General features: G+C 47.6%; 9 protein-coding genes. 8 read left to right on the top strand and 1 reads right to left on the bottom strand.

All coding sequences use genetic code 11. The features are described from left to right. Nucleotides 1–2 precede the first annotated feature (2 nt). The 5 genes from DXA05_RS25555 (at nucleotide 3) to DXA05_RS28230 (ending at nucleotide 3,265) form a co-directional block, all read left to right on the top strand. Complete coding sequence (locus DXA05_RS25555; protein ID WP_128859769.1) at nucleotides 3–1,040, top strand: AAA family ATPase; 1,038 nt, start codon at nucleotides 3–5, stop codon at nucleotides 1,038–1,040. A 200-nt stretch (nucleotides 1,041–1,240) separates the two neighbouring features. After that, the gene (locus tag DXA05_RS25560) at nucleotides 1,241–2,140 is read left to right on the top strand and encodes a toprim domain-containing protein (RefSeq protein WP_005812865.1); all 900 of its coding nucleotides are present in this window, start codon (nucleotides 1,241–1,243) and stop codon (nucleotides 2,138–2,140) included. A gap of 156 nt (nucleotides 2,141–2,296) precedes the next feature. Next, nucleotides 2,297–2,503 (top strand): hypothetical protein, encoded by a 207-nt coding sequence (locus DXA05_RS28220; RefSeq protein ID WP_284515708.1) that lies wholly within the window; start codon nucleotides 2,297–2,299, stop codon nucleotides 2,501–2,503. A gap of 130 nt (nucleotides 2,504–2,633) precedes the next feature. After that, complete coding sequence (locus DXA05_RS28225) at nucleotides 2,634–3,026, top strand: hypothetical protein (RefSeq protein ID WP_284515709.1); 393 nt, start codon at nucleotides 2,634–2,636, stop codon at nucleotides 3,024–3,026. A gap of 2 nt (nucleotides 3,027–3,028) precedes the next feature. After that, nucleotides 3,029–3,265 (top strand): hypothetical protein, encoded by a 237-nt coding sequence (locus DXA05_RS28230; protein WP_261976883.1) that lies wholly within the window; start codon nucleotides 3,029–3,031, stop codon nucleotides 3,263–3,265. Nucleotides 3,266–3,302: 37 nt separating this feature from the next. On the opposite strand, the gene DXA05_RS28235 is transcribed toward DXA05_RS28230, so the two are convergent. Continuing rightward, entirely contained in the window at nucleotides 3,303–3,425 is a 123-nt protein-coding gene (locus tag DXA05_RS28235; RefSeq protein ID WP_255518806.1) for a hypothetical protein, read from the bottom strand. A 204-nt stretch (nucleotides 3,426–3,629) separates the two neighbouring features. Here DXA05_RS28235 and DXA05_RS28240 point away from each other — a divergent pair, with 204 nt between their 5' ends. The 3 genes from DXA05_RS28240 to DXA05_RS25580 all read left to right on the top strand — a co-directional run bounded on the left by DXA05_RS28240 (nucleotide 3,630) and on the right by DXA05_RS25580 (nucleotide 5,391). Beyond that, on the top strand, nucleotides 3,630–4,031 hold the full coding sequence (locus DXA05_RS28240; protein WP_284515710.1) for a hypothetical protein: 402 nt from the start codon (nucleotides 3,630–3,632) through the stop codon (nucleotides 4,029–4,031). 5 nt (nucleotides 4,032–4,036) lie between these two features. Further along, complete coding sequence (locus DXA05_RS25575) at nucleotides 4,037–4,798, top strand: metallophosphoesterase (protein WP_005812859.1); 762 nt, start codon at nucleotides 4,037–4,039, stop codon at nucleotides 4,796–4,798. A gap of 221 nt (nucleotides 4,799–5,019) precedes the next feature. After that, on the top strand, nucleotides 5,020–5,391 hold the full coding sequence (locus DXA05_RS25580) for a hypothetical protein (protein ID WP_284515711.1): 372 nt from the start codon (nucleotides 5,020–5,022) through the stop codon (nucleotides 5,389–5,391). The last annotated feature ends 153 nt before the right edge of the window (nucleotides 5,392–5,544 follow it).

Genomic DNA, 5,544 nt, shown 5'->3' on the forward strand with positions numbered 1-5,544 from the left:
TATTGAGCGAATCGTTGATAAAGGCAACAGATACTTATAAAACACCTCCTCAGATTATATGGGTTGATAATTCCAGCATAGCCACATTGGGCAACTTCAGTGCTTCTACTGGTAAGGCAAAGGCGAAAAAGACCTTCAACGTGTCTGCCTTGGTAGCCGCTTCCCTCGCCAACGGCAAGGTACTGAACTATCGCGCCAGTCTGCCAGAGGGGAAACGCAAGATACTGTATGTAGATACGGAGCAGAGCCGCTATCACTGCCATAATGTGCTGGAGCGCATCCTGAAGCTCGCTGGTCTACCTACAAGCATCGACAACGAGAACCTTGACTTTATCTGTCTGAGAGAGTACACGCCCTCCGTCAGGATAGAGGTCATAGACTATGCGCTTGCCCAAGACCAAAGCTATGGACTGGTCATCATCGACGGAATCAGAGACCTGCTTCTCGACATCAACAATGCGGGAGAATCGGTCGAGGTCATCAACAAGATGATGGAATGGTCATCAAAGTATGACCTGCACATCCATTGCGTATTGCATCAGAACAAGGGCGACAATAACGTGCGCGGGCATATCGGTACGGAGATGAACAACAAGGCAGAGACGGTGCTTGTCATCACCAAGAGCACCACCAATCCCGACATCAGCGAGGTGAAGGCGATGCACATCCGTGAGAAGGAGTTCAAGCCGTTTGCCTTTACAGTCAATGAGGAAGGGTTGCCAGAGATTGTCGAGCACACGCCGGAGAAGGAAGAAGGTGACAAGCAACCGTCAAGGTTTACTTACCAAGACTTGACATCCGAACAGCATAACGAGGCGCTGACGGCTGCATTCAAGGAGAAACCTATCAAAGGATTCGATCGCATGGTGGAGGAATTAACGCAAGCCTATGCAGACATTGGCTTTAAGCGTGGCAGAAGCGTCATCATCAAAATGCTGAAATACCTGATTAACGAGCAAAAGCTCATAGTGAAGCGGGATAATCATTACTATTTCGGATATACACCTGCCGAGATTGACCTGTTCCATGAAGAGGAATAAAAACAGTTCAGAAACCAGTTTAGTTTACGTCCGTACCTATATATAAGAAATAAGGCCAAAGTAAACCGAAATCGGAGGCTGAATTGGGAAGCGGAAAAGTAGTTTAGCAAATGGTTTAGTTTACGGGTGTGCCTATATAGGAGAAAGGGTAAAGTAAACTGTTTCCATGGACAAAGTAAAACCGAACAAATGAAAGTACAATGAATATTGAACAATCGAAGAAACTGAGCATTATAGACTTCTTAGACAAGGAGAATGTAACGCTGAAAAAGAAGAAGGGCAATGCCTACTGGTATCTGTCACCCTTCAGGGACGAGAAGACCGCATCGTTCAAGGTCAGCAAGAAGGAGAACCTGTGGTACGACTACGCCATTAAGGAGGGCGGTGACCTTGTGGAGCTGGTAAAGCGTATGTATAACAAACAATCCGTTTCCGATGCCCTTGCCTACCTTGCGTCCAAGAGTATTGCCACTGTGGATAAGGCAATCGAGACCGCTATCGCAGCCAAGGAATACACGACAACCAAGATGAACGATGTGAAGCTGCTCCCACTGAGCAACCATTCTCTGCTGTCCTATTTCAGTAGCCGACGGATAGACATCACCATTGGCAGGATGTATTGCAGGGAGATACACTACAAGGTTGAGCAAAAACATTACTATGGCATTGCCTTTGGCAATCTGAGTGAAGGACATGAGGTGCGCAATCCCTATTTCAAGGGCTGCATCGGGCATAAGGACATCACCCTGCTTGCCCATACGTTCAACGAGTGGCAAAACGGTTGTCTGGTCTTTGAGGGCTTCATGGACTTCCTTGCTTATATGACCCTCGTTAAACAGCAAGACCGATGGTTTGTCGTTGAAAGCCCTTGCGACTATATGATACTGAACTCAGTCGCCAACCTCAAACAGGCATTGCATTACCTTGACCGTTACACCCACATCCATTGCTTCCTCGACAACGACCAGGCAGGACGCAAGACGGTTGAGAGCATCAGCAATGTATTCGAGTACAGGGTGACGGACGAGTCCTTCAGATATGCCGACTACAAGGATGTCAACGACTATCTGATGAGGAAGAAACGAACGGCATCTGAATGACATTATAAAGACGAAAACACCATCATTTGATGCAAAAATGGCTCAAATGCATTGAAATTACATATCAAATCTGCACTTTTTCGCCCAAACATGCTTGATTCTCAATTATTATCCTTATTTTTGCATCGTTTTAATACATTATTAAAATGTAGCAGAATGGAATTGAAAAAAGAAATAAGGATATTGGGCAGACGCTTTGAGGTGGAACCTCGTGCCAAGGAAAGCCTGAAAGGCATCACGGTTGGCGAGAAACTCTCATACCGTTCTATGATGGCACATACCAAGGCACGCCCCTGCTGTTCGTTGAGCCCAAGAAGGGCAATCCCTCTCCACGGACTTGCGCCATCACGGGCAAGCGGTTGACCGAAGCCCTGGGACTGCCTGCGGTGTTTATCCTTGCGCCCGGACCCACCTACGAGCGACACAGACTGGCAGACAAAGGAGTCTTCTTTGTCATGTCCGAGGAATATGCCATCTGCCAGGCATCATAGCATTGGAGAAGACAAGCAACAGGAAGATTGCCGAAGTATTGACCCCTGTGGCGCAATACATACTACTCTATCACCTACAGGTGGGCAGTATTGAAGGAATGTCGCCAAGGGATATTGCACCGTTGCTTCCATATTCTTACGAAAGCGTCACGTTGGGTGTCACCTGTCTTGAAGATGTAGGACTGTGTCAAAAGATTCAGAACGGACAGCGCAGCAAGGTGGTACACTTCGAGTTGAAGGGCAAGGAACTGTGGGACAAGGCTCAGAACGTCTTGCTGTCACCTGTGGAGAACCGCATCTTTTGCGATGACATACGCTTGGATGCGGAATACCCCGTATGCGGCATCAATGCCTGGCACATTATTCCATGCTTAATCGTGACCGGGAAGAGATGATAATGATGACAAGCAAGGAATATCGTGCCGTCAAGTCGGCTGATGTCATGGAGAATCCCAACATCTATGACGGCAACTATATCATAGAGGTATGGAAATACCCTGTTGTCAGCAAAATGGGCGACAAAAGCCAGTGGGTTGATCGCCTTTCCCTTGTCCTTTCGTTGAGAGATGATGATGATCCGAGAGTAGAAAAAGAAGTAGAACGAATAATCAGTGAACAGAAATGGAAGGATTAGTCAAGTTCCGTGAAGCATTTGCGGAATACTCAGAAAACTATGTGGTGATAGGCGGAGCAGCCTGTGACATCACCATGACCAATACCGTGGTGCGTCCACGCGCCACACACGACATCGACATGATAGTCATCGTAGAGAACATGACCGAGGCTTTCGCCAATCGCTTCTGGCAGTTTGTGCGGGAGGCTGGCTATCGACCTGAAAAGAGGAAACAGGAGGCTGGTGAGCCACCAAGGTATGAAATGTATCGTTTCCTTGATGGTAAAGACGGCTATCCCGAGATGATAGAACTGCTGTCACGCCACCCCGACGTGCTTGGAGAGCCAAAGGGATTTGTCATAGAACTATCCCGACCGATGAAGATGTGTCGAGTCTTAGTGCCATCATCATGGACGATGATTACTATCACTTTACTATCGCACACAGCCAACTGACTGATGGCATACGCCATGCCAATTCCGCTGCCTTGATAGCACTGAAGGCAAGAGCCTACCTAAATCTCATGGCAGACAAGCGGGACGGCAAGCATGTGAACACCAAAGACATCAAGAAGCACCGTTCGGACATCCTGAAAAATGTGGTCATAATGACTGAGGACAACATTGAGGCTCCTGCTTCAATAGTGGCATGTATAAGGGAGTTTGTCGCCTCCATCAGAGCCGACTGGTCAACTCTCGCAGAACCATTGTCAAAGTCACTCGGTCAAGACGAGGCATTTGTGACCGGACTGTTAGATCAACTGGATGAATTGTTTATAGAAGCATGACCAATATGAAGATACAATACGCATCCGACCTGCATCTGGAGTTTGCCGACAATTGGCGGTATCTGAAAGCCCACCCCTTGGAGGTGACGGGCGACATACTGCTGCTTGCCGGCGACATCGGCTATCTCGGCGATGACAACTACTCCAAGCATCCCTTTTGGGACTGGGCATCGGAGAACTACAAGGAGGTGCATTGCTGCATGGGCAACCATGAGTTCTACAAATATTATGATGTGGCGACACTGCCCGACGGCTATCTCTTGGAGGTACGTCCCAATGTATTCAGCCACTACAACGGTATTGCGAGGATTGGCGACACCGACATCATCCTCTCCACCCTTTGGTCGAGGATTCCTTTGGAGGACGCTTACTTCACCGAGCAAGTGATAAGCGACTTCCGCCGTATATTATATAAAGGTGAGCTGATGACCCATGCCCAATTCAATGCTGAGCATGAACGTTGCCTCACCTTTATCAAGGATGCAGTGGCATATTCGCAAGCAGCCCATAAGATTGTTGTCACCCATCATGTACCATCGTTCCGTATGCTCCACCCAAAGTTTCAAGGCAGCAAGGCAAACGTGGCGTTCACCGTAGAGTTGGAGGACTATATCACCGATAGCGGCATAGACTATTGGATATACGGACATTCGCACACCAACATCGATGCCAGGATAGGCAACACCCAATGCTTGTCCAACCAGTTGGGCTATGTTTTCTCTAACGAACATCAGGACTTCTCCCATGGCAAGTACCTGACCATATAGCCATCCACATTTTTTTCATCCACCCTCTTTACAAGCTCTTCCCTATCGGAAGGGCTTTTTTTGTGCCTTTCGAGTTTGATTTTTGAGTATGATTGCGAGTGTAATCAAAATTAGAGTTAAGATTTGGCTCCGCGGAAAGTCATTTCGGTTTAAGATTGAAGAAAAGGTAGTTCCTTTGCATCGGCAATAAGCCAAACCATAGTAAAATCAAACTTGAAAATATGAAGTCATTTGTAATATTCGCCATTGTCGTGACCATAATCTATGTCATCTACTATACGGTCATCATCGTGCAGGATCTGTACGGAAAGCCCAAGGACGAGAAGTCACAGGGCGAGTCGTTTGATGTCAGTGACATGACCGACGAGGAAGAGTCGATAGCGGTCAGCGAGAGCGACGGTGGTTTCAGCGTAGGCGACAACCAATATGAGACAGCCTACGAGGAGAAGCAGCTTGCAGAGCCTACAGAGGAGGCAGCCGCCACTGCGGAAGAGAGCAAGCCTCATGTGCTTGAAAAGATACAAAGCGCAATCGAGAAGAAGATGGAGGAAGTGAATACCACCTATTCCGACCCCATGTATTCGGAAGATTGAACAACACCATCATCGCCCGCGGTCTTCGTCACAATGGACGTGACATGGTCAAGGTGGAATCACTCAATAATGAGATATGATGTCAAAAACAAGAAGTGCATTTCTATCATTATATGCCGCTTTAACCCCAGTTCTGGCCAGTGCTAAGTGTGG

Source organism: Bacteroides sp. AM54-2NS, from assembly GCF_003602935.1.
Taxonomy (GTDB): Bacteria; Bacteroidota; Bacteroidia; order Bacteroidales; family Bacteroidaceae; genus Bacteroides; species Bacteroides xylanisolvens.

Excerpts from the sequence above, each read along its gene's own strand:
- DXA05_RS28230 (WP_261976883.1), top strand. The coding sequence starts at position 3,029 with ATGATGACAAGCAAGGAATATCGTGCCGTCAAGTCGGCTGATGTCATG.
- DXA05_RS25560 (WP_005812865.1), top strand. The coding sequence starts at position 1,241 with ATGAATATTGAACAATCGAAGAAACTGAGCATTATAGACTTCTTAGAC.
- DXA05_RS25575 (WP_005812859.1), top strand. The coding sequence starts at position 4,037 with ATGAAGATACAATACGCATCCGACCTGCATCTGGAGTTTGCCGACAAT.
- DXA05_RS28220 (WP_284515708.1), top strand. The coding sequence starts at position 2,297 with ATGGAATTGAAAAAAGAAATAAGGATATTGGGCAGACGCTTTGAGGTG.
- DXA05_RS25580 (WP_284515711.1), top strand. The coding sequence starts at position 5,020 with ATGAAGTCATTTGTAATATTCGCCATTGTCGTGACCATAATCTATGTC.